28 protein-coding genes are annotated in these 26661 nt (G+C 32.1%); 26 read left to right on the forward strand and 2 right to left on the reverse strand.

Features of this window, described 5'->3' with window-relative positions; translation table 11 throughout:
* Window positions 1-67 precede the first annotated feature (67 nt).
* The 5 genes from QBK95_RS12135 to purD all read left to right on the forward strand — a co-directional run bounded on the left by QBK95_RS12135 (window position 68) and on the right by purD (window position 6518).
* On the forward strand, window positions 68-1381 hold the full coding sequence (locus tag QBK95_RS12135) for a UDP-glucose dehydrogenase family protein (RefSeq protein WP_280934055.1): 1314 nt from the start codon (window positions 68-70) through the stop codon (window positions 1379-1381).
* Between the two features lies 1 nt (window position 1382).
* Window positions 1383-2363, forward strand: a complete 981-nt coding sequence (locus QBK95_RS12140) for a UDP-glucuronic acid decarboxylase family protein (RefSeq protein ID WP_280934057.1) — start codon at window positions 1383-1385, stop codon at window positions 2361-2363.
* Window positions 2364-2369: 6 nt separating this feature from the next.
* Window positions 2370-3722, forward strand: a complete 1353-nt coding sequence (locus QBK95_RS12145; protein ID WP_280934059.1) for an exopolysaccharide biosynthesis polyprenyl glycosylphosphotransferase — start codon at window positions 2370-2372, stop codon at window positions 3720-3722.
* Between the two features lie 118 nt (window positions 3723-3840).
* On the forward strand, window positions 3841-5145 hold the full coding sequence (locus QBK95_RS12150; RefSeq protein ID WP_280934061.1) for an O-antigen ligase family protein: 1305 nt from the start codon (window positions 3841-3843) through the stop codon (window positions 5143-5145).
* Between the two features lie 101 nt (window positions 5146-5246).
* Entirely contained in the window at window positions 5247-6518 is a 1272-nt protein-coding gene (purD, locus tag QBK95_RS12155; protein ID WP_280934063.1) for a phosphoribosylamine--glycine ligase, read from the forward strand.
* 67 nt (window positions 6519-6585) lie between these two features.
* Here the strand turns inward: purD and QBK95_RS12160 are convergent, their stop codons facing one another.
* On the reverse strand, window positions 6586-6816 hold the full coding sequence (locus QBK95_RS12160; RefSeq protein ID WP_280934065.1) for a DUF6341 family protein: 231 nt from the start codon (window positions 6814-6816) through the stop codon (window positions 6586-6588).
* Window positions 6817-6929: 113 nt separating this feature from the next.
* On the opposite strand from QBK95_RS12160, the gene QBK95_RS12165 reads away from it, so the two are divergent.
* The 4 genes from QBK95_RS12165 to QBK95_RS12180 all read left to right on the forward strand — a co-directional run bounded on the left by QBK95_RS12165 (window position 6930) and on the right by QBK95_RS12180 (window position 10839).
* Complete coding sequence (locus QBK95_RS12165) at window positions 6930-7850, forward strand: DUF6427 family protein (RefSeq protein ID WP_280934068.1); 921 nt, start codon at window positions 6930-6932, stop codon at window positions 7848-7850.
* Between the two features lie 288 nt (window positions 7851-8138).
* Entirely contained in the window at window positions 8139-9134 is a 996-nt protein-coding gene (locus QBK95_RS12170) for a DNA adenine methylase (RefSeq protein WP_280934070.1), read from the forward strand.
* A gap of 5 nt (window positions 9135-9139) precedes the next feature.
* Window positions 9140-9748: a DUF4254 domain-containing protein gene (locus tag QBK95_RS12175; RefSeq protein ID WP_280934072.1), complete on the forward strand. Its 609-nt coding sequence runs from the start codon at window positions 9140-9142 to the stop codon at window positions 9746-9748.
* 11 nt (window positions 9749-9759) lie between these two features.
* On the forward strand, window positions 9760-10839 hold the full coding sequence (locus QBK95_RS12180; RefSeq protein WP_348637334.1) for a glycosyltransferase family 9 protein: 1080 nt from the start codon (window positions 9760-9762) through the stop codon (window positions 10837-10839).
* Window positions 10840-10890: 51 nt separating this feature from the next.
* On the opposite strand, the gene QBK95_RS12185 is transcribed toward QBK95_RS12180, so the two are convergent.
* Window positions 10891-11943: a ferredoxin--NADP reductase gene (locus QBK95_RS12185; protein WP_280934073.1), complete on the reverse strand. Its 1053-nt coding sequence runs from the start codon at window positions 11941-11943 to the stop codon at window positions 10891-10893.
* A gap of 208 nt (window positions 11944-12151) precedes the next feature.
* On the opposite strand from QBK95_RS12185, the gene QBK95_RS12190 reads away from it, so the two are divergent.
* The 17 genes from QBK95_RS12190 (at window position 12152) to QBK95_RS12270 (ending at window position 26631) form a co-directional block, all read left to right on the forward strand.
* Window positions 12152-12490, forward strand: a complete 339-nt coding sequence (locus QBK95_RS12190; RefSeq protein ID WP_280934076.1) for a PadR family transcriptional regulator — start codon at window positions 12152-12154, stop codon at window positions 12488-12490.
* 1 nt (window position 12491) lies between these two features.
* Window positions 12492-13220: a hypothetical protein gene (locus QBK95_RS12195; protein WP_280934078.1), complete on the forward strand. Its 729-nt coding sequence runs from the start codon at window positions 12492-12494 to the stop codon at window positions 13218-13220.
* Window positions 13220-13843, forward strand: a complete 624-nt coding sequence (locus QBK95_RS12200; protein WP_280934080.1) for a hypothetical protein — start codon at window positions 13220-13222, stop codon at window positions 13841-13843. Before QBK95_RS12195 ends, QBK95_RS12200 begins: the two co-directional genes overlap by 1 nt.
* 134 nt (window positions 13844-13977) lie before the next feature.
* Window positions 13978-15453: a DUF5687 family protein gene (locus QBK95_RS12205; RefSeq protein WP_280934082.1), complete on the forward strand. Its 1476-nt coding sequence runs from the start codon at window positions 13978-13980 to the stop codon at window positions 15451-15453.
* Window positions 15454-15460: 7 nt separating this feature from the next.
* The gene (locus QBK95_RS12210) at window positions 15461-16156 is read left to right on the forward strand and encodes an ABC transporter ATP-binding protein (RefSeq protein ID WP_280934084.1); all 696 of its coding nucleotides are present in this window, start codon (window positions 15461-15463) and stop codon (window positions 16154-16156) included.
* A 296-nt stretch (window positions 16157-16452) separates the two neighbouring features.
* Window positions 16453-19080 (forward strand): type IX secretion system periplasmic lipoprotein PorW/SprE, encoded by a 2628-nt coding sequence (gene porW / locus QBK95_RS12215; protein ID WP_280934086.1) that lies wholly within the window; start codon window positions 16453-16455, stop codon window positions 19078-19080.
* 21 nt (window positions 19081-19101) lie between these two features.
* Complete coding sequence (locus tag QBK95_RS12220) at window positions 19102-19527, forward strand: bactofilin family protein (protein ID WP_280934088.1); 426 nt, start codon at window positions 19102-19104, stop codon at window positions 19525-19527.
* Window positions 19493-19726 carry an AtpZ/AtpI family protein gene (locus QBK95_RS12225; protein WP_280934090.1) on the forward strand — a complete coding sequence of 78 codons (234 nt, stop codon included), beginning with the start codon at window positions 19493-19495 and terminating at the stop codon, window positions 19724-19726. Before QBK95_RS12220 ends, QBK95_RS12225 begins: the two co-directional genes overlap by 35 nt.
* Window positions 19727-19806: 80 nt before the next feature.
* Window positions 19807-20184 (forward strand): DUF6168 family protein, encoded by a 378-nt coding sequence (locus QBK95_RS12230; RefSeq protein ID WP_280934092.1) that lies wholly within the window; start codon window positions 19807-19809, stop codon window positions 20182-20184.
* Window positions 20185-20306: 122 nt separating this feature from the next.
* A complete protein-coding gene (gene atpB / locus QBK95_RS12235; protein WP_280934095.1) occupies window positions 20307-21383 on the forward strand; it encodes a F0F1 ATP synthase subunit A in 1077 nt (358 codons plus the stop codon).
* 33 nt (window positions 21384-21416) lie between these two features.
* Entirely contained in the window at window positions 21417-21608 is a 192-nt protein-coding gene (gene atpE, locus QBK95_RS12240; RefSeq protein ID WP_027394417.1) for an ATP synthase F0 subunit C, read from the forward strand.
* A gap of 82 nt (window positions 21609-21690) precedes the next feature.
* Window positions 21691-22191 carry a F0F1 ATP synthase subunit B gene (locus QBK95_RS12245; RefSeq protein WP_280934099.1) on the forward strand — a complete coding sequence of 167 codons (501 nt, stop codon included), beginning with the start codon at window positions 21691-21693 and terminating at the stop codon, window positions 22189-22191.
* A gap of 7 nt (window positions 22192-22198) precedes the next feature.
* Entirely contained in the window at window positions 22199-22726 is a 528-nt protein-coding gene (gene atpH / locus QBK95_RS12250) for an ATP synthase F1 subunit delta (RefSeq protein ID WP_280934101.1), read from the forward strand.
* A gap of 74 nt (window positions 22727-22800) precedes the next feature.
* Window positions 22801-24378 carry a F0F1 ATP synthase subunit alpha gene (gene atpA / locus QBK95_RS12255; RefSeq protein WP_280934103.1) on the forward strand — a complete coding sequence of 526 codons (1578 nt, stop codon included), beginning with the start codon at window positions 22801-22803 and terminating at the stop codon, window positions 24376-24378.
* 128 nt (window positions 24379-24506) lie between these two features.
* The gene (gene atpG, locus QBK95_RS12260) at window positions 24507-25367 is read left to right on the forward strand and encodes an ATP synthase F1 subunit gamma (protein ID WP_280934106.1); all 861 of its coding nucleotides are present in this window, start codon (window positions 24507-24509) and stop codon (window positions 25365-25367) included.
* A 107-nt stretch (window positions 25368-25474) separates the two neighbouring features.
* Window positions 25475-26125, forward strand: coding sequence for a hypothetical protein (locus QBK95_RS12265; RefSeq protein ID WP_280934108.1), 651 nt, complete (start codon window positions 25475-25477; stop codon window positions 26123-26125).
* Window positions 26107-26631, forward strand: coding sequence for a hypothetical protein (locus QBK95_RS12270; protein WP_280934110.1), 525 nt, complete (start codon window positions 26107-26109; stop codon window positions 26629-26631). The genes QBK95_RS12265 and QBK95_RS12270 overlap by 19 nt, the downstream gene beginning before the upstream one ends.
* Window positions 26632-26661: the final 30 nt, after the last annotated feature.

Raw genomic sequence — 26661 nt, forward strand, 5'->3', positions numbered from 1 at the left:
TCAAAGGGTATAGATAATTGCCAGAAATAAGTTAAGTGTATCTAACCTATAAATTAATTGCTAAAAAATGAAAATATCAGTAATTGGTACTGGATATGTTGGATTGGTAACAGGAACATGTCTGGCAGAAACAGGAAATGAAGTCGTTTGTGTTGATATAGATGAACAAAAAGTACAAAAAATGCGTAATGGTGAAGTTCCGATCTATGAGCCTCATCTGGATGTTTTGTTTGAAAGAAATATAAAAGCAAATAGGCTACAATTTACCACATCACTAGAAGAAGGCTTAGCACACGGAGAGATCATCTTTTTGGCACTGCCTACACCAGAGGATGAAGATGGTTCTGCAGATTTGTCTTATGTACTAGGTGTTTCTGATGAAATAGGCAAGATAATTTCGGATTATAAGGTTGTAGTTGATAAAAGCACAGTTCCTGTTGGTACAGCAGAGAAAGTTCAAGCAGCAATAGCTATGAACGCTAAATGCGATTTTGATGTGGTTTCTAACCCAGAGTTTTTAAGAGAAGGGTTTGCAGTAGATGATTTTCTAAAACCAGAAAGGATTGTCGTTGGTTCTTCATCTGCAAAAGCTACAGAACTAATGAAAAAGTTGTACAAGCCATTTGTTCGATCAGGAAATCCCATTATCATAATGGATGAGAAATCTGCAGAGCTTACTAAGTATGCGGCAAATTCATTTTTAGCAACCAAGATTACTTTTATGAATGAGATTGCTAATTATTGTGAAAAAGTTGGAGCTGATGTAGACAAGGTTCGTATCGGAATGGGTACAGATTCTAGGATTGGTAAACGTTTTTTATTTCCAGGAATTGGTTATGGAGGTTCTTGTTTTCCAAAAGATGTAAAAGCCTTACACAAATCAGGAAAAGATGATAATTACAACTTTCAAATATTAGAATCCGTTATTCAGGTTAATGCTGCGCAGAAACTTGCGTTACTTCCTAAGATAAAGACATATTTTAGCAACGATCTTAAAAATAAAACCATTGCTATTTGGGGTTTGGCATTTAAGCCAGAGACAGATGATATTAGAGAGGCACCTGCACTGGATATTATAGATAACTTACTACTTGAAGGAGCAAATATAAAGGCTTTTGATCCAGAAGCGATGGATAATGTTTCTAGGAAATATGAAGATAAGATTACTTTTTCTAATTCTATGTATGAAGCCATAGAAGATGTAGATGCACTTGTTATTTGTACAGAATGGAGTATTTTTAGAACACCTGATTTTGAAAAGATAAGGAATGGGCTTAAAGACCCCGTTATTTTTGATGGTAGGAATTTGTATGATCTGAAGGATATAGAAAAGGAAGGTATTTCTTATTTCTCAATTGGACGAAAAGATATAAAACTATAAAATGAAAAAAGTTTTAATTACTGGAGCAGCTGGTTTTCTGGGGTCACATCTTTGTGATCGATTTATTAAAGAAGGATATCATGTTGTTGGTATGGATAACCTGATTACAGGAGATTTAAAAAACATTGAACATCTTTTTAAATTAGAAAACTTCGAGTTTTACAATCACGATGTTTCAAAATTTGTACATGTTCCTGGTAATTTAGACTATATATTGCATTTTGCATCTCCAGCAAGCCCAATAGATTATCTTAAAATTCCTATTCAAACCTTAAAAGTAGGGTCTTTAGGAACTCATAACTTATTAGGGTTAGCAAAGGAAAAGAATGCAAGAATACTAATTGCCTCGACAAGCGAAGTGTATGGAGATCCACTTGTTCATCCTCAGACAGAAGATTATTACGGTAATGTAAATACTATTGGGCCTAGAGGAGTATATGACGAAGCCAAACGTTTTCAGGAGTCCATAACCATGGCATATCATACATACCATGGTATAGAAACCAGAATTGTTCGAATTTTTAATACCTATGGTCCTCGAATGCGATTAAACGACGGAAGAGTAGTACCAGCTTTTATAGGCCAAGCCCTAAGAGGAGAAGATCTTACTGTATTTGGAGAAGGTTTGCAAACACGTTCTTTTTGTTATGTAGATGATTTAATAGAAGGAATTTATAGATTGTTGTTTAGTGATTATGTGTATCCTGTTAATATTGGTAACCCTAACGAAATTACAATTAAAGATTTTGCAGAAGAGATTATAAAATTAACTGGAACCGAACAAAAAGTGATTTACAAACCACTTCCAGTTAACGATCCTTTACAAAGGCAACCAGATATTACTAGAGCAAAAGAAATTTTAGATTGGCAGCCTCAGATAGATAGATCTGAAGGAATGAAACGAACTTTAGAATATTTCAAGAATTTATCAAAAGAAGAACTTTATAAAAGCGAACACAAGGATTTTTCATCATATTCTTAATGTATAATGCATCATAAAAGAGGAGGATATTCATATTTAATTAGACCAATACTTGTAGTTATTGATCTATTAATCTTATTAGCTTCTTCTTACTATTTGCTTAACAATATTGTTTCTAATAAACTATATGTCTTTTTGTCAATAGTTTGGTTAGTTTCTGCATACTTGCTTAATTTTTATGAAGTATACCGTTTTACCAAAGTAATTACGATTATTTCTCTTCTAATCAGGCAAGGCTTATTAGTTCTTATTCTTCTTTATGCTTATTTTGGATTACTTAAAATAAACTTCTTTTCGGTTAGAGATACATTTTATTTTATTCTAACCACCATGTCTTCCGTAGGTGTTGTTAAGGTTATCACATATTATGCATTAAGAAGATATCGCTCATACTTAGGCGGTAATAATAGAAGAGTTATTATTATAGGTGGTAATAAAAGTGCAGAACAACTCAAAACCTTTTTTGAAAAAAGAAAAGATTTGGGATATAAAGTGCTACAAGTGTTTTCTGATAACCACTCAAACACAATAAAGGATAGTTTTGAATTTTTAGAGAAAGAAGATGTAGATGAAATATATTGTTCCATTGATGAAATTTCGGATGAAACGGTAAATGAATACGTAAAATATGCAGATCAAAATTATTGTGTTCTCAAGTTTATACCTAGTTCACAACGAATTTTTTCTAAAAGACTTAAGACTGATTATTATGAGTACTTGCCCGTACTTTCTATTCCCGAAGTATCGTTAAATAGTGCCACAAATAGAGCTATTAAAAGAGGATTTGATATAGTTTTCTCATTATTAGTTATAATCTTTATTCTCTCCTGGTTGATACCGCTATTATATGTTTTGATAAAAATTGAATCTAGTGGTCCTCTAATTTATAGTCATAGACGAAATGGTATTAATTATAAGGAATTTATATGTTATAAGTTCAGATCTATGAGAAACGAAAACTTTTCTGATCTAGTACAGGTTAAAAAAGAAGATCAAAGAGTTACAAAGATTGGTCGTTTTATTAGAAGAACAAGTATTGATGAACTCCCTCAATTTTTTAATGTTCTTTTTGGAGATATGTCTGTAGTTGGTCCTAGACCTCATATGATCTCATATACCAAAGATTATAGTAAGAGAATAGATAAATATAATTTTGTTTTTCGTCACTCTGTAAAGCCAGGAATAACAGGAATGGCTCAAGTAAAAGGATATAGAGGAGAAGTAGAAAACAATGAAGATATCGTAAATCGAATCAAATATGATATTTTTTATATAGAAAACTGGTCATTATTGTTAGATTCAAAAATTATATTCGACACCATAATTAACTTAATAAAAGGACAGGAAAAAGCGTATTAACGAAACCTAACTTTCAAAAATGAATTGATTAAAGGTATAAGTCGAACCGACCTGGCTTTATTGCGGGATTTTCTGACGTATACTGTGATAATGTTGTGAGAACATAAAATTAAAATTGGTGAGAATAAGCAAAAAAATAGTTGAGTTTTCAGGAATGTTTTATAAGCATGAAGACAATTTGGTACTCACTATTTTCTGGAATAGTTTATACATTGCTTTTCTTCTATTACCATTAGGAATTAATCTACCTACACCATTTTTTATTAGCTCAATAGTTCTGGGAGGGATTAATATCTTTAAATCTGATAAGAAACTAATTCCAGATAACAAAATACTACTGCTATTTCCGTTGTATTTTATCGTAATGTCATTAAGTTTAATCTATACGGATAATATTTCTGATGGATTAAATATATTGCAGCGTTCTTTATCATTATTCTTATTTCCTGTTATTTTTCTTTTCGTAAAAGAAGACGCATCTACAGTAAAAAAACTATTTGATTTTTTACTTTTAGGATTAATAATTTCATTCTTCATAAACTTTTCTGTAGCGATATATAATTCAATATCAATCATGAAGGAAGAGTTCTTATTTGAGATTTCAATCCATGATTTTAATGTGTTTTTGAATTCATTTTTAAATGGATGGAATTATTTTATAGGAGATGAGTTTTCTAAGCTTATAAACCCCAGTTATCTTTCCTTATATATATTACTTGTATTAAGTTATTATCTAAAACATAAATTAGATACAAGATTAAGAACGGTGATCGTTACTATTTTGTTTCTCTATATTTTTTTATTAGCTTCTGTAGCTGCTTATATGATACTAAGCATAATGTCACTATTGTTAATTTTTAATATTTCGGATAAGAATAGAAAACATACAATGATGATTATGTTTTTTTTAGGGTGTATTGTTTTCCTAAACAATCCACGTGTATTTGATTTTTACTCTAAGGTTAAGGATTTTGGGAATACTATGGAATATGGTAATTCTACTTCAGAAAAAGCAAGGTTATTATCTTGGGACGCGAGTGTTAAATTAATCGAAGAAGCACCATTATTAGGATATGGAATTGGAGATGCTAATGATATATTGATCCAAAAGTATAAAGAATTAGGATATGCCTATAATTATGAAAATAAGTATAATGCGCATAATCAATTTCTTCAAACTACACTTCAGACGGGTATTGTTGGACTTGGAGTTTTAGTTAGTATTTTTATATTACTTGCAATAAGGATGAAACGAAGTAGAAATGAGTTTTCTGTTTTCTTAATTCTAATGATATCCCTAATATTTGAATCGATGTTGGTACGATTTAATGGGATCGTATTTTTCTCAATAATAATTCCTTTATTACTTAAAAAGAGAAGTATTTTAAGTAGTAGAATTATTCGTAATGTTCCCATTTCATAGGAGATACCAGAATAGATAAAATAGATCTAAAAATAATTAGTAAGAAAAGAGGTAAAGAACTATTTTTGACGGATAAAATTAGCCATCAAACAGCCATAAAAATGAACATTTTAGTACTAGGATCAGGAGGAAGAGAACATACATTCACTTATAAGATTGCTCAAAGTAATCTATGCAATAAATTATTTGTAGCTCCTGGAAATGCTGGAACTGCTAAAATTGCAACAAATGTATCGATTTCAGTTACTGATTTTGTTGCAATTAAGGATTTTGTATTAAACAAAAATATAGAAATGGTTGTTGTGGGACCAGAGGATCCTTTAGTGCAAGGTATTGCCGATTTCTTTGCGAATGATATAGATTTAAAAAATGTAGCGGTTATAGGACCATCAAAAGAAGGTGCTAGATTAGAAGGTAGTAAAGAATATGCGAAAGAATTCTTATTTAGACATAATATTCCTACTGCTGCTTATCAAAGTTTTACAGCAAATACAGTTAACGAAGGAAAGGAGTTTTTAACTACGCTTAATCCGCCTTATGTGCTTAAAGCAGATGGCTTAGCTGCTGGTAAAGGTGTGTTGATTCTTCAAGACATTGAAGAAGCCAAAACAGAGCTTGAAAACATGTTGACCAACAAAAAATTTGGGACTGCAAGTGAGAAAGTCGTTATAGAAGAATTCTTGGATGGGATTGAATTAAGTGTTTTTGTATTAACTGATGGTAAAAATTATGTCACTTTACCGACAGCCAAAGATTATAAACGCATTGGTGAAGGAGATACAGGTCTAAATACTGGAGGAATGGGAGCAATTTCACCAGTTCCGTTTGCCGATGAAGCTTTTATGAATAAGATCGAGAAACAGATTATAAAGCCTACAGTAGAAGGCCTTTCTAAAGAAAAAATAGACTACAAAGGCTTTATTTTTATTGGATTGATTAAAGTAGGAGACGATCCTAAAGTAATAGAGTATAATGTAAGAATGGGAGATCCCGAAACAGAAGCTGTTTTACCAAGAGTAAAAACAGATTTAGTTTCATTATTTACTCATGTATCGAACCAAACGTTGGATCAGGTTGAGGTTGAGATTGACCCTAGAAGTGCTACTACTGTAATGGCAGTTTCTGGAGGATATCCAGAAGCCTATGAAAAGGGGAAAGAAATTACTGGAATTGATCAAATATCCGATTCGTTAGTTTTTCATGCAGGAACGAAACTTGATGGAAATAAGGTAATAACTAATGGAGGACGTGTTATCGCTGTAACTTCCTTTGATTATGATTTTAGGGTAGCATTGAAAAAATCTTATGGAAACATTGAAAAACTAAATTTTGATAATATATATTACAGAAAAGATTTGGGATTTGATCTGTAAAAAAAATATATAAATAAAAAAAGCTCGTTGTCTAGACAACGAGCTTTTTTTATATTCTGTAGTAAGCTTAATCTAAAAAAGAATGAGCTTTTGGATCTCTATCCTCTTCATTATTGTCATTAAATGTCTTTAGTTCTTTCATCCAATAGAAAAAAGCGACAAAACCAATAAGCATAAACAACCAGTTTACTATATTGGCAGCAGTCCAGCTTTCTAATTCTAAAGCTCTAAGAGCATCAAATGGAGCAAAAAGCACGTTTACAACAAGAGATTCGATAGCTTCAAAAAAATCTTTCATAATATGATCTTCATTTTCATTATAAAAAGTTAACTAAAAACTTTTTATAAATTAGTTATATTATAATTAAAAACAATGATATATTGTTTGACGCAAAAATATAAAAAATAGTAGTGTTATCAAGCTTTTTTAGTAAATCAAAACCGATTAATTTTATAATTGTTGGATTATATATGTTAGTAATGTATATCATCGCATATTATAAGAATGGTTTCGATCTTAATTATGTTTCGATTCTTATTTTTTTAGGAGGGTTTATTGCATACATAATTACGATGTTAGTTTTAAACCTAATAACTCAAAAAAACGATCTAACTCAAAAAAGTACCAACACTATACTACTATTTGGGTTTTTAACCGCCATTTTACCTATCTCACTTACAGATCCAAGCATATTATTATCTAACTTATTTGTAATTTTTGCAATGAGGAGTGTTTTAAACCTGAGAAATGGAAAATATATTAAGTCTAATATTCTTGATGCTTCCATTTGCATTGGGATTGCTTCATTGACTTATTTTTGGAGTATAGGGTTTATCCTAATTATTTTTTTGGGAGTGTTATTTTTTGAACCAAAAAATTACAGAAACTGGATCATTCCTGTAGTTGGCCTTTTAGTTGTATATGTGTTATCTAATTGCTTCACTTTATTGTTTTATGATTCGTTTTTCAGAATGACAGATTATGTGGATACGGTATCGTTTTCTTTTGATGGATACCTAAACAATGGAAAGTTTTTCTCAATAGGTGTTTTAGTAATTTGCGCTATTTTTTTCTTCTCAGTGTATCTTATTAAATTTAGTAGGAAACCTACAAAATCAAAGCCTGTTTTAAAATTGATTATTGCACAATTGATTATTGCGGTTACGATAGTATTCATTGTTCCACAGAAAAGCACAGCAGAAATGATTTTTATAGCCAGTCCTTTGGCAATTATTGGTACTACTTATTTAGAGATTGATCACGGTAAGTTTATTAAAGAAATTAATATTTGGGTGTTTTTATTACTTCCTTTTATGACCTTGCTATTTTGATTAAATCACATTTAGTTACGATCATATAAAACTTTATTATAGGTTATATGATAATCAAAAAGGACAAGACAGAAAGTATTTATGTAGTGTATGGTTACAATAGGGTGTGTTTAAGGATCGACACATTGTAATTAAAAGCATAAATTTCCCGCTCCAAAGATATAATCTCAACTTATGTTATTACATTTGACGACTCAAAAATTATTTAGATTGTAAATTATAATCTTATAAGGTTATCAAGACGAAATTGGTATAAGCTTTAAAATTGAGATACGTGTGGTATAGAAAATGAATTATATAGGGTCAAAATATAAGCTTTCCGATTTCATAAAATCTACAGTACAAGAAGTTGTTGGTGATACACTTAAAGATAAAGTATTTTGTGACCTTTTTGCAGGCACAGGTATTGTAGGAAAAAGCTTTAAGACTTCGGTAAAACAAGTAATATCAAATGACCTTGAATATTATAGTTATGTGTTAAACCGAAATTATATCGGTAATCATATTAAAGTAGATACCTCCAACTATATTAAAAAATTAAACCTATTAGAGGGAAAAAAAGGGTTCGTTTATAAAAACTACTGTAAAGGAGGAGAGTCAGATCGTCAATATTTCAGTAATAATAACGGACTAAAAGTAGATGCGATAAGGATGCAAATCCAAAGTTGGTTAACTTCTAAAGAAATTAATGAAAATGTGTATTATTTTCTACTTGCTTCTCTATTAGAAAGTGCAGATAAGGTTGCTAATACAGCTTCTGTGTATGGAGCATATCTAAAGCAATTAAAGAAAACAGCCCAAAAAGAAATAGAGATTGTTCCTGCTAATTTTGAGATAACAAAGAACACACATAGAGTATATAATCAGGATAGTAATACGTTGATCAATCAAATAGAAGGAGACATATTATACCTTGATCCACCATATAACGCTAGGCAATATGGAGCCAATTATCATATACTAAATACTATTGCAAAATATGATACCTTTGTACCTGCCGGAAAAACAGGTCTAAGACCATATAAAAGGTCTAATTATTGTAAAAAAGGAGAAGTCGCGCTAGTTTTTGAAGAGTTAATAAAAAATGCAAAGTTCGACTATATCTTTTTCAGTTATAATAATGAAGGATTAATGGCAGAAGAAGAAATAAGACTAATTATGAAGCGTTATGGAAAATATAATTTGGTAACAACAGCATATCAAAGATTCAAGGCTGATAGAACCGAAAGTAGAAATCATAAGGCGACAACAACAACGGAATATTTACACATTTTAGAAAAATAACAACAATGTTCACAGATAAAGCAAATAAGATTTTTAAAGAAGTTATAGATATGTATCATGTGATTGACCGTGTGGATCAGGAATTCTCGAATCCATATGATAGTAAATCACAACAAATAGAACACCTATTATATCGTAAATGTTGGATCGATACAGTGCAGTGGCATTATGAAGATATTATCCGTGATCCAGAGATTGATCCTGTTGCAGCTTTAAAATTAAAGAGACAAATCGATGCATCTAATCAAGATCGTACAGATATGGTTGAATATATTGATAGTTACTTTTTGGAAACGTATAAAGACGTTATTCCTAAAGCTGATGCTACAATTAACACAGAAAGTCCAGCTTGGGGAGTAGATAGATTATCAATATTAGCGTTGAAAGTATATCATATGCATGAAGAAACAGTTAGAGAAGGTGCATCAGATACTCATAAAGCTGCTTGTCAGAAAAAGTACAATGTATTACTAGAACAGCAAGTAGATCTTTCTACTGCAATTGATACCTTATTGAGTGATATAGCTAATGGAGATAAATACATGAAAGTCTACAAGCAGATGAAAATGTATAACGATGATGAGCTAAATCCAGTATTACGAGGAGAAAAATAGCAAGATATTTTTTGAGTAAAACCAAGAACATAGTAAAAAGTAACAAAGCCCTTTCTTCTAAGGGCTTTGATGCTCATATTTTAGTCATTAGATTGTCTGCAATGGGCGATGTTGCAATGACTGTACCTGTATTAAGAACATTTAGAGCAGCGTATCCTGATGTTAAAATAACAGTACTTACCAGAAAATTCTTTGAGCCTATATTCTCTGGGATTGAAAACCTAGAAGTGTATCACGCAGATGTAAACGGAAAGCATAAAGGTGTTTTCGGTTTGTCAAAACTTTCTAGAGAGTTAAGAGGTCTTGGAATTACTGCTGTTGCTGATCTACACAATGTACTACGATCTAATATTCTAAAGAGTTTTCTGTCGCTCAGAGGAATTAAAGTAGTACAAATTGATAAAGGAAGAAAAGAAAAAAAAGCACTTACAAGACCAATTCATAAGGATTTCAAACAACTAAAAACTACCCATCAAAGATATGCGGATGTTTTTGACGAATTAGGATATCCTATCAGTTTAGAAAAACATACGTTCCCAGATAAAACACCATTAACTCCAGAAATATTAAAGCTAACAGAAAATTCTTCTAAAAAGTGGTTAGGAATAGCTCCTTTTGCGCAATACGAAAGTAAAACTTACCCGCTAGAATCAATGATAGAAGTAATAGAGTTGTTGAATACACAAAACACGTACGAAATATTCCTTTTTGGAGGTGGAAAAAAGGAATTAGATATTCTGAATAATATTGATAGTAAATATAAAAATGTCACCAATGTAGCAGGTAAATTATCTTTTGAAGATGAATTAAAGTTGATTGGAAATCTGGATATAATGTTATCTATGGATAGTGGTAATGCACATTTAGCCGCGATGTATGGGGTTCCTACTATTACGTTATGGGGAGTTACACATCCTTTCGCAGGTTTTATGCCTTTTGGACAATCTATGGAGAGAGCTATTTTACCAAACCTGGCAAAGTATGATCAAATACCAACATCAATCTATGGTAATAAGGTTCCAGATGGATATGAAAAAGTAATGTATAGTATCAAACCTCAAACAGTGATTGAGACAATTAATACATTGTAAGCGGTTTGGAATTATGTTGTATACCTAAAAATATAACCATTACATGTAATGTTACACATCATCAAAATCTACTTTTACTTTTGATGAGGTAGGATGCGCTTGACAAGCCAATACTAAACCTTCAGCAATTTCACTATCGGTAAGAATACTGTTTTTTTCCATTAAAGCTGTTCCTTCAGTAATTTTACAAATACAAGAACTACAAACACCTCCTTGACAAGAATAAGGAGCGTCAATATCTTCTTCTAACGCAGCATCGAGAATAGTCTTTTTTTGATCCATTACAAAAGAAGTTTCCTCATCATCAACCAATATTGTTATATTGGTTTTTCCGTCCAAATCTGCATTAATTTCTGTTTCGTCAGTGCTGCTAGTAAAAAGTTCAAAATGGACTTGATCGTTTGAGATTCCATTTTCTACTAAAACATCAGTTACAGTATTGATCATTTCTTCTGGCCCACACAGGTAAAATGCTTCAAAAGTAGTGTCCTTAAATTTGTTCTTCGTAATATAGTTAATGGTTGATTTTTCTATTCTTCCAAAACGTGCACCTTCTTCGTCACTTCTGCTATAAAAAAGCTCAACAAAAAGACGAGTAGGATAAGAGGCTTGTAAGGATAAAATTTCTTTCAAGAAAATTGCTTCATTGGGAGTTTGATTTCCATATATCAATACAAAACTACTTTTCGGTTCTTCTTCAAGAACTGTTTTAATCATACTCATCACAGGAGTAATACCGCTTCCTGCTACAAATGCAGCATAAGTATTACTGGATTCAGAATTAGATTGTAAGATAAAATTACCTTCTGGAGTATTAACATCTAGTATGTCACCAGCTTTTAAGGTGTTATTTGCGATTGTCGAAAATAGACCTCCTTCTATTTCTTTTACAGCAACACAAAGTGAACCACTTTTTGGAGCACTACAAATAGAATAAGCCCTGCGGATCTCTTTATCATTAACTTTAGTTTTGATGGTAATATATTGCCCTGCAGTAAAAGAATAGACCTCTTTTAATTCAGAAGGGACTTCGAATTCTATGGAAACTGCCTTAGGGGTTTCTCTAATAATATTTTTTATAGTAAGCGCGTGAAAATCTGACATAACAATGTGATAAACTCATACCTGAAATTTTTCATTTCTAATTTCAGATTAGATGATTCTAATCTGTTCAGGTTTCGAGATTTATTATTTTTTGTGCAAAAATAGCAAATGCATGAAACCGTAGAATGGTTTTGGCATAAAATTATATACCTAAAAAACTTATGCATAAGAAAATTATGTATATATTTGGGATCAAATAATTTATACAATGGGCAATTCTAAATTATATAAAGGTAGCCTCAATACCATTATTCTTAAGCTCCTAGAAGAGAGTGAGAAAATGTATGGCTATGAGATTACGCAAAAGGTAAAAGAAATTACTAAAGGAGAACTTAATATTACCGAAGGAGCCTTGTATCCTGCATTGCATAAATTAGAAGCAGAAGGGTTATTAGATGTGGAAATGCAAAAGGTAGATAATCGATTACGTAAATATTATAAATTAACCGAAAAAGGCGCCAAAGAAACTGTCAATCGCTTAACAGAACTAGAAGAATACATCCGAACCATGCAAACTATTATTAACCCAAAATGGAGTATAAGTTAGTATGAGTAAATTAAACAAAAAACAAATTGATTTTATTGATAACTATCTTATTAGAAATAAAATAAAATATTGGGATGTTAGGATTGAATTATTAGATCATATAATTTGTGAAGTTGAACAAAAAATAGAGCAAAATTTCTCTTTTGATGATGCCATGGAGCAAGTTCATAAAAACTTTGGGAATAAGGTGTTGTTTTATGCTTGGGATAAAGGAGAGAATACTTCAAGTAAATCAATCTATAGTGATAATAGTGGTTATAAAAAATTATTGATAGAAAAAAGAAAGCATATTACTAAAAAAATAGGAAGAACCAATGTAGAAACGAGTAAAGAAATCCTTCGTAATTACAAGATTATGATTCCTTTTTTACTTTTTTCTGGATTAATCTTTTCGTTTTTGGATAATATCGGTTTGAAAGCAATAGTTCTTGGAGGGATATTGTTAATGGTTATACCTTGTGTTTTTGTATGGGTTGATCAATATAGAAAAAGAAAAAATAAATCTCTTGGTTTAGTGGTATATGCTACTTCTGTTGGATTATCAATTCATTTTCCTAATCTCGCTAGTATTGTCAAACAAATAGATGAGAGTATTTTAAGCACGCAGATATATCTTTATTTATACACTACATTCTCTATTCTAGCTCTTTTCTTCACACTGATTAATTTCATAGGGTATAAAAAATTGGAGAAGGAATATAATACACAATATAAAATGCTAATAGAATAATGAAGAAACTTACTATCGATGACATACAATTCATAGATACCTATTTGTCAAACTCGGATATTCATTATGAAGATATTAGGGTAGAAATGATTGATCATGTTGCTTCAGAAATTGAAAGTCGCATTAATCAAGGAGATGAGCATAGTTTTTATGATGTATTTAAGGATTATATGGTCGAAAATAAAACTTTAATTGTAAAACAAGGGAGTAAGCCATTAAATTGGAAAATACTTAAAGGAGTATCTAAGCAATTTTTAAAAAATTTATATTCGTGGCAGGTTATTATAGGAACTATAGCCAGTTTCTTGGTCTTTATATTTTTTGATAATTTTATATGGAAAATTCAAGATGTAGCTTTAATTATATTTCCCGTAGTACTACTTTTGATAATAGTCTCTATAGCTTTTATAATTAATGGGAAAAAGAAGTTTTCATTTGTTGGAAACTTTGGGATTCTGTTATACTTATTTTTTAATGTAAATAACCAATTTATACCTTATTTAGAACATCAATCTTTAGGTTTTTATATTAATTTCGGAATTACTGCAGTAGTTTTTGCTAATAGTTTTAAAACGATGTTAGAGCTTTCATTGTATTATAAAAAATGCTTTCAGTTGGCATAATCTTTTTCTGTTTTCCTTTTCAAAAGCAACTTTTTTTTTATCCTATATTCATCTTTTTTGTAACAAAATCTAATTTTTGATTACTAAATAGTGTAAGAAGTTTTTTCTTACTTCTCTAAATAACTGTCACAACTATGTTTAAACACTTTATTTCATTACAATGGAAATCCTTTTGGCGATCCGCCTCTCTTTCATCCGGAATATGGATGAAAGTTTTTATGGGATTTTGGGCATTATATTTTATTATGATGATGATGGGAGGTAGCTTTATTGTATATAAATATATCAATAAAGAACTATGTCTGGATCCTCTAGAGGTAGTTAATAGGTTTTTAATCTATTGGTGGGCTTTTGATTTGATTTTTAGATATGCATTACAAAAAATGCCCGTAATCAATATCAAACCTTTATTGATTTTACCTTTTAGTAAAAACAAAATTGTATCATTTGCTTTAGGTAAAACGATATTCTCATTTTTCAATATTATTCATGGATTCTTTTTTGTTCCATTTTCGATTTTATTGATTGTAGAAGGAGATGCACCTTTACTTAATGTAGTTCTTTGGAACATAGGATTGATAGGACTAGTATATGCTAATAATTTTCTGAATATTTTATTGAATAATAAGGATAATCTTATTTATATAGTGGCTGGTATAATAGCACTTTTAGGAGGATTGCACTATTTTGGATATTTTGACATAACACAATATACAGCACCATTTTTTCAGGGGTTATACGAGTCTAAGTTTTTATTTGTGTTGCCTATCATAACGGCAATTGTATTTTATGGTATCGCATTTAAATCTTTTGTGAAGGATTTATATCTGGATGCTGGATTGGCAACTAAGTCCAAAAGCGTTAAAACTGAAAACTTAGAGTGGTTGGATCGCTTTGGTAAAACTGCCATATTCCTTAAGAATGACATTAAACTTATCAAAAGAAATAAAAGAGCAAGGACAACAGTAATCGTAAGTGCTATGTTTCTTTTCTATGGATTATTATTTCTAACGGGTGCGGTTGAAGCTTATGAGGGCCCAGTATGGAAGATATTTGCGGGAATCTTCGTTTCAGGTGGATTTTTGATGAGTTTTGGACAATTTGTACCAAGTTGGGATAGTTCATACTATCCATTAATGATGAGTCAGAATATTAAATATAGAGAATACTTATCCTCAAAATGGTGGTTGATGGTAATGGCAACTTTTATCTCTACCATATTAGCATCAGGATACCTCTATTTTGGATGGGAAGCGTATCTGGCTGTAGTTGTTGGTGCGATCTATAATATGGGTGTAAATTCTCACGTAGTGTTATGGGCAGGAGCTTATGTTAAAACTCCGATAGACCTTACTAGTAATAAAAAAGCATTTGGAGATAAACAAGCATTTAATATAAAAACACTAATGTTATCATTGCCAAAACTAGCTTTACCAATGATATTATATGCAATAGGGCACTATGCATATAGTCCATATGCAGGATATCTACTGGTTGCGGTATCTGGAATTGCAGGTTTTGCATTCAGAAATATGGTTTTTGATAAAATTGAAAGAATTTATAGAACAGAGAAGTATAAAACGATCTGGGCATACAAACAAAAAAAATAAATAAAGGATGATAGGAGTACATAATATTACAAAAACATATGCTGGTAATACAGTATTGAGTATTGATCATTTAGAAATACCTAAAGGAGATAGCTTTGGGTTAGTAGGGAATAATGGAGCAGGAAAAACAACGTTATTCAGTGCATTATTAGATTTAATAAAACCTTCTACAGGACATATTGAAAATAGTGGAATTAAAGTAAATGAAAGTGAAGAATGGAAATCGATTACATCTGCGTTTATAGATGAGACATTTTTGATTGGATACCTGACAGCAGAAGAATATTTTTATTTCATTGGAGAGCTTAGAGGTCAAAATAAAGCGGATGTAGATGCATTACTATCTCAGTTTGAAGATTTTTTCCACGGTGAAATTTTAGGACAAAAGAAATACTTAAGAGACCTTTCTAAAGGAAATCAGAAGAAAGCTGGAATTGTAGCAGCGCTTATTGGTAATCCCGAAGTAATTATTCTAGATGAACCCTTTGCTAATTTAGATCCTACTACACAGATTCGTTTAAAGAAAATTATCAAGGATCTAGCTGCAGATCCAAATGTTACTGTTTTAGTATCTAGTCATGATTTGATGCATGTTACTGAGGTTTGCGGGCGGATTGTAGTATTAGATAAAGGAGAAGTAGTTAAAGATTTGGCCACATCAGAAGAAACATTAAAGGAATTAGAAGCACATTTTAATAAGTGATAATTAGCTTAAAAAGCTAAAAAGAAATCTAAAGCATTAATTCAATTGAATTAATGCTTTTTTTAGTTGTTATACACCTTTTGGATACTTTGTCTAGACACGACATACTAGAAGCAAAGCCATTGTTAATAACTCCAGTAGCTACTATAAAATCATTTATCTAAGGAGAAAAATTTGTTAATAACCCATTTTTTACAGAAAGAAATGTATTTTTACATTTCACACATTATTTTTGTGCAGCTCTGATGTACTAAAACGCAAGTTTTTAAGTTATCAGCGTATAAATTATATAGATTTTGAGCAGAAAATTATCACAAATCATCGTTATACTTATCCTAATTGGTATTGGGTTTAGTTGTTCACGTAAAAAAGACAAATGGACTAATAGAGCTTGGCACGATGTAACTACCAAAAACAATACATTATATAATGGTAGAGTAGCTTTCGAAAAAGGAAAGCAAGATATCGTTCAGACCTATAAAGATAATTTCTGGGAAATACTTCCTGTAGAAAGATTAATTGTTAGTGAAGATGTGAGGTTACCGAACGAGGTGTTGAATCAGAATTTTGATAAAGCTGAAGAAAAAGCCGCAAAAGCCATCCAGAAACATAGCATGCTCATTGATAATAGGGAACGAAACCCTAAGATAGATGAAGCTTTTTTACTTTTAGGAAAAGCAAGGTATAATGAGCAACGATTTATTCCTGCATTAGAGGCATTTAATTATATATTATACAAATATCCTACTAGTAATACTATCAATCACGCTAAGGTATGGAGAGCTAAATCCAATCTTAGATTGGATAATAACGAAAAAGCGATTGAGGATTTGATGAAGATGGTAGAAGAGGAGTATATGAAACCGCAAGACTACTCTGATGCTGTTGCTATGATTGCTCAGGCTTATATTAATCTAGAGCAAAAAGATTCTGCGATCACCTATATTAGTAAAGCGGCAATCCATTCTAAAAATTTCGAAGAAAAAGGAAGATATTTATATATCAAAGGCCAGCTATTGAATCGTTTAGGGTACAAGGATAGTGCTAATTATGCTTTTGATCAGGTTATTGAACTCAATAGAAAAACGCCAAGAAGATATATGCTTAATGCATATATGGCTAAAGCTAGAAATTTTAATTACGAAACGGGAAACAAACAAGAATTTCTTGAATTGTTAACAGATTTAGAAGAAAATAGAGAAAATAGGCCTTTTCTAGATAGAATCTATAACCAAAAAGCAGTGTATTTTAATACACTGGACTCTATTGATATTGCAGTTTCATATTATAATAAATCGTTACGTACTAACTTAGGAGACAAGCATCTTGAAGCTCTTAATTATAAAACATTAGGAGACATCAATTTCGATGATAAAGAATATGCGATTGCAGGTGCATATTATGATAGCACATTAGAGCGAATGGTAGTAGATTCTAAGAAATATAGAGTGCTAAAGAAGAAAAGAGTAAACCTTGATGATGTTATTTTGTATGAAGGAATCGCTCAGGCAAATGATAGCATTCTAGGAGCAGTAGCTATGTCTCCTGAAGAAAGGCTAGCATACTATTCAGAGTATACAGAAAAAATCAAGGCAGAAGCAATTGCTGCCGAAAAAGCAGCCGAAGTTGCAAGAATAAAAGGAGAACTCCCTAATGAACAACGATTTAACCAGCCCAAAACAGGACTAGGAAATAATAGAGGTCCAAATGCACAAGAAGGAGGGATATTCTATTTTTATAACCCAACAACAGTTGCATATGGTAAAACATCTTTTAAAAGAATTTTTGGTAACAGAGAGCTTCAGGATAACTGGAGAATTTCGAGCATAACCAATCCTAATGCAGTTTCGAATGTTGAACAAAGTGAAGAGGAAGAGTATTCTATAGATACAGATCCTACCTTTGATCCGCAAACTTATATTTCGCAATTACCTAGCGATCCTGCCGTTTTAGATAGTTTGCAGACAGATCGAAATTTTGCATACTATCAACTTGGGGTTATTTATAAAGAGAAGTTTCAAGAATATGGATTAGCGATAGATAAGTTCGAAGGACTCTTGAAAAGTAATCCAGAAGAACGCTTAGTTGTTCCTTCTAAATATAATTTATACAAGATATATCTTTTGCGAGAAGATATAACCAAATCCAATGAGTTAAAACAGGATATTATTAATACACATGGTGATTCTCGCTATGCTAAAATTCTACAAAACCCAAATGAAGCATTAAAAGATGATCAAAATAGTCCAGAATCAATGTATAATAGGTTGTACAAGGATTTTAAAGATCAGAAGTATGCTGCAGTAATTAAAGAAAGTGATGAAATGATCACTAAGTTTGGAGGAGAAGAGTTTGTGCCAAAATTCGAACTACTCAAGGCACAGGCTATTGGTCGTTATAGCGGATTTGAAGCATATAAAGAAGCTTTGAATTATGTTTCACTTAATTACCCACAAAGTCCAGAAGGTAAAAAGGCACAATTAATTTATCAAACTACAATTCCTCAAATAGAGAATAGTACCTTTATAGAAGAGGATATAGATCAGGAAAAAAACCACAAGTTGGTATATGCTTATTCGAGATTCGGAGATAATCAGGCAGAAGAATTAAAGGAGCGACTGGATGCAATGCTTAAGGATCTTAGATATGATAAGATGAAAGTTTCTTGGGATGTGTATTCTAAGGATCAGCAGTTTATTGTAATTCATACCAGGAGAGATAAGTTGGGCGCAGAAGGTTTGGCAGAGTTGTTAACGCTAGGAAAAATCGAGGATACTCGTGGTGTTGATCTTACAAAATGGAATAGAAAAAAGAAATATTATAGAAAGGTAGACAAAGAATTTTTTATCGTTGCGTCTCCTAATTATAGAATTATTCAGATACACAAGAATCTGGATATGTATTTGCAACCTAAATCAGAATAATAATTTAATCCCCCCAGTAGTATGTTTTCAGACAATAAAAAAGGAAAAGATCAGGCTTTAACGGATTTTTCCAGAAACCAGAACAAAATTTCAGAAGGAACTAAAATCGTAGGAGATATTATTTCCGAAGGAGGTTTTAGAGTAGAAGGAACCATCGAAGGTACTTTTAAAACCACTGGGAAAGTAGTAGTTGGAAAATCAGGTTTTATCAAAGGAACATTAGAATGTTCTGATGCTGATTTTGAAGGAAAGTTTTCAGGTAATCTAATTATATCTGGAACCCTATCTCTAAAACCTACAGCACATATCGAAGGAGAAGTATCTGTAGGCAAATTAGCAGTAGAGCCAGGAGCAACCTTTAATGCATCATGTGTCATGAAAGGTGGTGTTAAATCTCTTGGAGGTAAACAAGATGGACAAAAACAAGGACAAGGGAAATCAGCTTAGAAAGTATCTAGCCTTAACAGGAATTGCTTTTGAGATGGGAGCCATCATTTTTGTCTGTGCGTATATAGGTAAAAAACTAGATGTGTATTATCAATTAGAAAAGAATTGGTGCACAATGGGTTTTGTCCTTTTTGGGGTTGCGTCTTCATTATATTTGGTTATCAAACAATTAGATAGGATTAATAATTCTGGAAAATAGGTTATTGTATTCGTCTATCTCTAAATAATTTTCTTCAGCTGTTATCAAAAACTTTTTATGATCAAAATCGAATTGGCCTAATGGGTAAGAGTTTATTTCGCTTTTCAGTGATTTTTCTTTTGGTTTTACTATTGTGTTACTTCCTACATACTTGGACGATACAGTTCTTTTCTTTTAGTAGTAATTCCAGTATTCTTAACCTTTCATATGTTTTTAATGCTGTATATACGATATTGTTAATTATTGCAATTCTGATACTTAGAAGAAAATTTAAAGATCAGATTGGCTTTATTTTTTTGGCAGGTAGTTTTATTAAACTTGGAGTTTTTGTAGGTATAACTAAGCTGAACGGTATTGAAATGGATAAAAGTGTTTTTCTGGATTTTTTTATTCCGTATGTGATTAGTTTGATTCTAGAGGTGTATTATATTTCTAAAATATTGAACTCTTCTAAATAGCTGATTTACAACATTTTATATATTTCAAAATTATATTAAACTTATTTACCTAAAATAGTTTAAGAATCTAACTTAATTATGTACATTTGCACCGAAATTTAGGAACCGAAATCTGACCTAGAATGCAAAAAATTAGTGTAGTTAGAATTTTTATGACTTTGGCCTTGATTCTCACTTCTTTGAATCTGGTAGCAAAAGATACTGATAAAGTAGAAAAAGAGGGAGCAGGAGATTTAAAGACTGAGATCAGCGAGTTTATTGATCATCACCTTCAGGATTCACACGATTTTACATTATTTTCTGATAAAGAAACTGGAAAGCATTATGGTTTTCCTTTACCTGTTATTCTTTGGGATGGTGGATTGAAAGTTTTTTCTTCTTCAAAATTTCATCACGGAGAAACAGTAGCAGAAGTTGATGGTAATTACTACAAATTATACCACAGCAAGATATACAAAACAGATGCCGAAGGTACGATCAACTATGATGAAGATCATCACGCAACAAATACAAAACCATTAAATTTTTCTATTACCAAAAATGTGGTAAGTATGATTTTAATTGGTTTATTAATGTTCTTTATGTTTAGTCGTCTTGCTAAATCATATAAAAAGAATAATGGAATCCCAACAGGTCTTGGTCGTTTCCTTGAGCCGTTAGTGATTTTTGTAAGAGATGAGATTGCGATTCCTAATATAGGTGAAAAGAAGTATAAGAAATATATGAGCTTTTTGCTTACGACATTTTTCTTTATTTGGCTATTAAACTTGTTAGGAATGACTCCACTAGGAGTTAATGTAACAGGAAACATTGCAGTAACATTCGGGTTAGCGTTATTAACGTTCTTGATTACTAATTTCACAGCGAATAAAAATTATTGGGGACATATTTTCTGGATGCCAGGAGTACCTACATTTATGAAAATAGTATTAGCACCTATTGAATTGTTAGGGGTGTTTATTAAGCCATTTTCATTAATGATTCGTTTATACGCAAATATGACCGCAGGTCATGTCGTATTAATGAGCATTATAGGTATGATGTTCTTGTTTAAGAGTTGGATTGGAAGTCCATTATCATTTGGTTTATCATTTGCACTATCAATATTAGAATTATTGGTAGCAGCATTACAAGCATATATATTTACGATGTTGTCTGCACTTTATTTTGGTTCAGCCAATGAAGAGGCACATCACTAAACGATAATTGTTTAATTTTTTTAATTCTTTATTATGGAAGGTTTAAATTACGTAGGAGCTGGTTTGATTGTTATTGGTGCTGGTTTAGGTATTGGTAGAATCGGTGGTCAAGCAATGGAAGCTATTGCTCGTCAACCAGAAGCTTCAGGAAAAATCCAAACTGCTATGCTTATTGCAGCAGCACTTATTGAAGGTATTGGATTTGCTGCCTTATTTGCAGCTTAATGTACAGGCAATAGCTGTAACGGTTGGTTGCAGCTATTGTTTATTTTGAAATTAAACATTAAAGAAAACAACATAATTAGTTATGGATAAGTTAATAAATGATTTTTCATTTGGTCTGTTTTTTTGGCAGATACTTTTGTTTGTAGGATTACTATTGTTATTAAGAAAATTTGCTTGGAAGCCTATTCTTGAAGCAGTTAATAACCGTGAAGAAGGAATCAAAAATGCATTAGAATCTGCAGAAGCTGCAAGAAAAGAAATGCAAAACCTACAAGCTGATAATGAGCGTATCTTAAATGAAGCTCGTGCAGAACGAGATGGAATGCTGAAAGAAGCAAGACAGCTTAAAGAGAATATGATTGCAGATGCTAAAACGGAAGCTCAGACAGAAGCTGATAAAATTGTTGCACAAGCACAAGCTACTATAGAACGTGAGAAGAAAGCTGCGATTGCTGATCTTAAAAGTCAGGTAGCGGGTCTTTCTGTAGAGATCGCTGAAAAAGTTGTAAGAAAAGAATTAGCTGACAAAGACAAGCAACTAGCATTGGTTGAGTCTATGTTAGGAGATGTTACTTTAAACTAATCATAAGATGAGTAGAGCAGCAATACGTTATGCTAAGGCAATTTTGAGTTTAGCTCAAGATAAAAAAGCCACTGAGGATGTTCAGAAAGATATGCAGAGTATTATCGCTACTGTAGAGAGTAGTGCTGAGTTAAAAATGCTGTTGAATAGTCCTTTAATCAAAAGTGAGGTAAAGCTAGCTTCTTTGCGTGAGATATTCAAAAATACTGGAGATCTCACTCAAAAACTTTTTGATACATTAATTACAAACAAAAGAGTGGATTTGTTAGCAGATGTGGCGAATCAATACATTATTTTGTTTGATCAATTACATAATACTCAAGTAGCTACCGTTACTACTGCAGTTCCAATCGATAAAGCTTTAAGTACTAAAGTGCTAGCTAAGGTAAAGGAACTAACAGGAAACGAAGCTACTATAGAAAACATCGTTGATGAGAATATCATTGGCGGGTTTATTCTTAGAGTAGGAGATTTGCAGTATAATGCAAGTATAGCTAATAAGCTAACAAGTTTAAAAAGAGAGTTGAGTAATTAATAAATTACTTCAATTATATAAATTTAATAATAAGAGAATGAGTATCAGAGCTCATTTTTACAAACTATTATAAAATGGCAGAAGTGAATCCTGCTGAAGTATCAGCAATATTAAAACAACAATTATCTGGATTTGAAGCTACAGCTTCACTAGAAGAAGTAGGTACAGTATTACAGGTTGGTGATGGTATCGCCAGAGTATACGGATTGTCTAACGCTCAATATGGAGAATTAGTAGAATTCGAATCTGGACTAGAAGGAATTGTACTGAATCTTGAAGAAGATAATGTTGGGGTAGTACTTTTAGGTTCTTCAACTGAAGTAAAAGAAGGTGTAACTGTAAAACGTACACAAAGAATTGCTTCTATCAATGTTGGAGAAGGAATTGTAGGTCGTGTAGTGGATACTTTAGGTAACCCTATCGATGGTAAAGGTGCGATCGAAGGTGAAACTTTCGAAATGCCATTAGAGCGTAAAGCTCCTGGTGTTGTTTTCCGTCAACCGGTAAACGAACCATTACAAACAGGGATTAAATCAATTGATGCGATGGTACCAATCGGTAGAGGACAACGTGAGTTGGTAATCGGTGACCGTCAAACTGGTAAAACTACCGTATGTATTGATACAATCCTTAATCAAAAAGAATTTTATGATGCTGGTGAACCAGTATACTGTATCTATGTTGCTATCGGACAGAAAGCATCTACAGTAGCAGGTATTGCTAAGGTATTAGAAGATAAAGGAGCACTTGCATATACTACGATTGTAGCAGCTAATGCTTCTGACCCTGCACCAATGCAGGTATATGCTCCATTTGCAGGTGCTGCAATTGGTGAGTATTTCCGTGATACAGGTCGTCCTGCTTTAATTATCTATGATGATTTGTCAAAACAAGCAGTAGCATATCGTGAGGTATCATTGTTATTACGTCGTCCACCAGGTCGTGAAGCATATCCTGGAGATGTATTCTATCTTCACTCTAGATTATTAGAGCGTGCAGCAAAAGTAATTGCTGATGATAGTATTGCAAAAGACATGAATGACCTTCCTGATTCTTTAAAAGATAAAGTAAAAGGTGGTGGATCATTGACTGCATTACCAATTATTGAAACACAAGCAGGTGATGTATCTGCATATATCCCTACCAATGTAATCTCTATTACTGATGGTCAGATATTCTTAACTTCAGACTTATTTAACTCGGGTGTTCGTCCAGCAATTAACGTAGGTATTTCGGTATCTCGTGTAGGTGGATCTGCTCAGATCAAATCAATGAAGAAAGTTGCAGGTACTTTAAAACTGGATCAAGCACAGTTCCGTGAACTAGAAGCATTTGCTAAGTTTGGTTCTGACCTTGATGCAGCTACCTTAAATGTAATTGAGAAAGGTAAGCGTAACGTGGAAATCTTAAAGCAAGCGCAAAATGATCCTTATACTGTAGAAGATCAGATTGCGATCATTTATGCTGGATCTAAGAACTTATTAAGAGATGTTCCAGTAAATAAAATAAAAGAATTCGAAAGTGACTTTATCGAGTACCTTAATGCAAAGCATAGAGATACATTAGACACTTTAAAGGCTGGAAAATTAACAGACGAGGTAACGGATGTGTTGCTTTCGGCTTGTAAAGAGATTTCAGCAAAATATAAGTAATATTGAGTACAGCGTATGAAGATCTTAGAGTTTTGATACGCTGTATTTCACAAAAGTTATAATATTAGAAAGGTGTTGTTTTTAGGAAGTATTAATTACTAACTATTCAATACTCAATACTAAGAAAGATGGCAAATTTAAAAGAATTACGTAGTAGAATTACCTCTGTATCCTCAACGATGCAAATTACCAGTGCCATGAAAATGGTATCGGCTGCAAAGTTGAACAAAGCTCAGATGGCAATTACTGCGATGCGTCCTTATGCGGATAAGCTTACCGAATTGTTACAGAGTTTAAGCGCCTCTCTTGAAGGAGATAGTGCAAGCTCATATTCAGAACAGCGCGAAGTAAATAAGGTATTGGTTGTGGCAATTGCTTCTAATCGTGGTTTGGCAGGTGCTTTTAATTCTAATATTGTCAAAGCTTCCAGAGAATTGTATGAAAATGTATATGCTGGCAAGCAGGTAGATTTTGTTACCATTGGTAAAAAAGTAAATGATATAGTATCAAAGACACATACAATTGTTGCCAACAAAAGTGAGGTGTTTGATGACCTTACGTTTGCAAATGTGGCGACTATTGCAGAAGAGTTAATGGAGCATTTTACTGCTGGTTCTTATGATAAGATTGTTGTAGTTTATAATAAGTTTAAAAACGCAGCTACTCAAGTAGTGACAACAGAGCAGTTTTTACCAATTAAACCTGTAGAAGGTGATACAAATGTTAATTTAGATTACATTTTTGAGCCGTCTAAAGAAGAAATTGTAGAGCAATTGATTCCTAAGTCACTTAAGACACAATTATATAAGGCAATTCGTGATTCTTTTGCATCAGAGCATGGAGCACGTATGACTGCGATGCATAAGGCAACTGATAATGCAACAGAACTTAGAGACGCACTTAAATTATCTTATAACAAAGCAAGACAAGCTTCTATTACTAACGAAATCCTTGAGATTGTTGGTGGTGCAGAAGCGCTAAATAACTAAGGTTATTTTTAATCTATATTAGAACCTCATACATCATTTGTATGAGGTTTTTTGTTTTTGTGACAAAGCCTACATCCATTTTTTTTATCTTTAAAGGAAAAAGAAAAATGAAAACAATCAAACTTTTCGCATTGTTATTGCTGGTAACAATTACGTTTAATGCTCAAGAATCTGAGAATTTATATGAATCAGGTGATATTAAATTAGGTATTGCGGCATTACCGCTTTTAGACTTAGGTAACGGATATAGTGGTATTGCAGCCAAACCAAGTATTTCGTTTTATATTTCGGAGCGATTCGCAATTAGTACGGCAGCTTTTGCGCTTTTTCCGCAGGACATCGAACAAGATAATGGTCGAGATGCAGAAGTACAGGCATATGGATTTATTCCATCCTGGAGATTACATGCAATTAATAGCGGTAAATTTAGTTTCTATTTAGAGTCTGGTTTGGGAATTGGAGCTATACGATACAAAGCGAATGATCCTGCTGATATTGCAATTGAAGATAATAGTGGAGGAATATTATTATTATCAGCTGGTGCAGGAATTAATTATAAATTTGCTAAGTGTATAGAATTAGAATTTGGAGTTCCTTATATGTATGGATTAAACATTACCAATGCAGAAGATACTAAGTTGTTTTCTGGGGTTGCATTTAACCTTGGTATGAATCTTGTCTTCAATACTAGAGATATTAAGAAAATAAAGAAAAAACATCAAGAACGATTAAAGAAAAAATGGGAAGACAAAGAATAAATATAAAATCAATTATCACAAAAATAGGTGTTGTGGGTCTATTGACAATGTTTACACAATGCGCAACTAGTCAAAAGATGGATGAAACAGCACCAGTAACGTTTAATTCACCATATTATCAGATATCCATGTCTGGTATAGAAGGTGGTGGCTATGGTTTCATAGTATATCTTCCTGTAAAAGAACCCTCTGATGTAGTTTTAGAGGAAGCTTATTTTAAAGGCAAAAAACTTAAGTTAGAACGTAAAAAAAATGAAGCGGTATATGTTGGTCGTTATACGGACCCTAAGTCGTTAAAGGTTAGAAATGGAGACCTTATTATGAGTGGTAACCGTAACGACGAACTTAAGAATGAAGCTCCAGTAATTGAAGAAAGCATACCATTTCAGCTAAAAGAAGGTGAATGTATTATAGGTTATGTTAAAGATGGAAATAAGGGATATTTTAAACTTGATAAACTACCAGAGAAAGAATTGAAAGGGTATCCAATGCAGATCAGACAATAAAAGTTGTATTTTTAGGCCCGTAATTTAGAT

Source organism: Aquimarina mycalae (genome assembly GCF_029906345.1).
Taxonomy (GTDB): Bacteria; Bacteroidota; Bacteroidia; order Flavobacteriales; family Flavobacteriaceae; genus Aquimarina.

Excerpts from the sequence above, each read along its gene's own strand:
- QBK95_RS12135 (WP_280934055.1), top strand. The coding sequence starts at position 68 with ATGAAAATATCAGTAATTGGTACTGGATATGTTGGATTGGTAACAGGA.
- QBK95_RS12140 (WP_280934057.1), top strand. The coding sequence starts at position 1,383 with ATGAAAAAAGTTTTAATTACTGGAGCAGCTGGTTTTCTGGGGTCACAT.
- QBK95_RS12145 (WP_280934059.1), top strand. The coding sequence starts at position 2,370 with ATGCATCATAAAAGAGGAGGATATTCATATTTAATTAGACCAATACTT.
- purD (WP_280934063.1), top strand. The coding sequence starts at position 5,247 with ATGAACATTTTAGTACTAGGATCAGGAGGAAGAGAACATACATTCACT.
- QBK95_RS12160 (WP_280934065.1), bottom strand. The coding sequence starts at position 6,816 with ATGAAAGATTTTTTTGAAGCTATCGAATCTCTTGTTGTAAACGTGCTT.
- QBK95_RS12170 (WP_280934070.1), top strand. The coding sequence starts at position 8,139 with ATGAATTATATAGGGTCAAAATATAAGCTTTCCGATTTCATAAAATCT.
- QBK95_RS12175 (WP_280934072.1), top strand. The coding sequence starts at position 9,140 with ATGTTCACAGATAAAGCAAATAAGATTTTTAAAGAAGTTATAGATATG.
- QBK95_RS12185 (WP_280934073.1), bottom strand. The coding sequence starts at position 11,943 with ATGTCAGATTTTCACGCGCTTACTATAAAAAATATTATTAGAGAAACC.
- QBK95_RS12190 (WP_280934076.1), top strand. The coding sequence starts at position 12,152 with ATGGGCAATTCTAAATTATATAAAGGTAGCCTCAATACCATTATTCTT.
- QBK95_RS12195 (WP_280934078.1), top strand. The coding sequence starts at position 12,492 with ATGAGTAAATTAAACAAAAAACAAATTGATTTTATTGATAACTATCTT.
- QBK95_RS12200 (WP_280934080.1), top strand. The coding sequence starts at position 13,220 with ATGAAGAAACTTACTATCGATGACATACAATTCATAGATACCTATTTG.
- QBK95_RS12205 (WP_280934082.1), top strand. The coding sequence starts at position 13,978 with ATGTTTAAACACTTTATTTCATTACAATGGAAATCCTTTTGGCGATCC.
- QBK95_RS12210 (WP_280934084.1), top strand. The coding sequence starts at position 15,461 with ATGATAGGAGTACATAATATTACAAAAACATATGCTGGTAATACAGTA.
- QBK95_RS12220 (WP_280934088.1), top strand. The coding sequence starts at position 19,102 with ATGTTTTCAGACAATAAAAAAGGAAAAGATCAGGCTTTAACGGATTTT.
- QBK95_RS12225 (WP_280934090.1), top strand. The coding sequence starts at position 19,493 with ATGGACAAAAACAAGGACAAGGGAAATCAGCTTAGAAAGTATCTAGCC.
- QBK95_RS12230 (WP_280934092.1), top strand. The coding sequence starts at position 19,807 with ATGGGTAAGAGTTTATTTCGCTTTTCAGTGATTTTTCTTTTGGTTTTA.
- atpB (WP_280934095.1), top strand. The coding sequence starts at position 20,307 with ATGCAAAAAATTAGTGTAGTTAGAATTTTTATGACTTTGGCCTTGATT.
- atpE (WP_027394417.1), top strand. The coding sequence starts at position 21,417 with ATGGAAGGTTTAAATTACGTAGGAGCTGGTTTGATTGTTATTGGTGCT.
- QBK95_RS12245 (WP_280934099.1), top strand. The coding sequence starts at position 21,691 with ATGGATAAGTTAATAAATGATTTTTCATTTGGTCTGTTTTTTTGGCAG.
- atpH (WP_280934101.1), top strand. The coding sequence starts at position 22,199 with ATGAGTAGAGCAGCAATACGTTATGCTAAGGCAATTTTGAGTTTAGCT.
- atpA (WP_280934103.1), top strand. The coding sequence starts at position 22,801 with ATGGCAGAAGTGAATCCTGCTGAAGTATCAGCAATATTAAAACAACAA.
- atpG (WP_280934106.1), top strand. The coding sequence starts at position 24,507 with ATGGCAAATTTAAAAGAATTACGTAGTAGAATTACCTCTGTATCCTCA.
- QBK95_RS12265 (WP_280934108.1), top strand. The coding sequence starts at position 25,475 with ATGAAAACAATCAAACTTTTCGCATTGTTATTGCTGGTAACAATTACG.
- QBK95_RS12270 (WP_280934110.1), top strand. The coding sequence starts at position 26,107 with ATGGGAAGACAAAGAATAAATATAAAATCAATTATCACAAAAATAGGT.